We start from the raw sequence: 412 nt of genomic DNA on the forward strand, positions 1-412 counted from the left end.
CACCGAAGCACCGCCACCGTTGGAGACACTGGAGGCAATCACCAGGGTGTTTCTCGGTTTGAGGGTAATCAGGGTTTTGCCGTTACGCAGCGGGCGGCCAAATTTTTCATTCAGCACGTAGAAGCCGAAGCGGATGGACTGGAGCACGTGTAGCCCCCAGCGCTCTTCCGGGTTGGCTTTGGAGTGGGCGTGCTTGAACGCCATCCGGTCGGGCCAGAGGGCGCTGAAATCCGCCCGCGCCGAATCGGACAGATCGGCCCGGAACTGCACCGGCTGCCCGGTCTCGGTCAGGGTGCCATTCAATTGCTGGGCCGCGTTGGTCTCCAGGTTATGAGAGCCGGTGCCGGTGCCCTTGTCGGTGTAGACCACGGCACAACCCTTTTTCAGGCCCCACTCACCGGCGGTGCCAATG

Annotated in this window: 1 protein-coding gene; it reads right to left on the minus strand. The window is 62.4% G+C overall.

Annotated elements, in window-relative coordinates; genetic code table 11:
• On the minus strand, positions 1 to 412 hold a 412-nt coding region (locus tag ETC00_RS20105; protein ID WP_216369616.1), incomplete at both ends, for a D-(-)-3-hydroxybutyrate oligomer hydrolase.

Source organism: Brevibacillus sp. MCWH, from assembly GCF_013096935.1.
GTDB lineage: Bacteria > Bacillota > Bacilli > Brevibacillales > Brevibacillaceae > Brevibacillus > Brevibacillus aydinogluensis.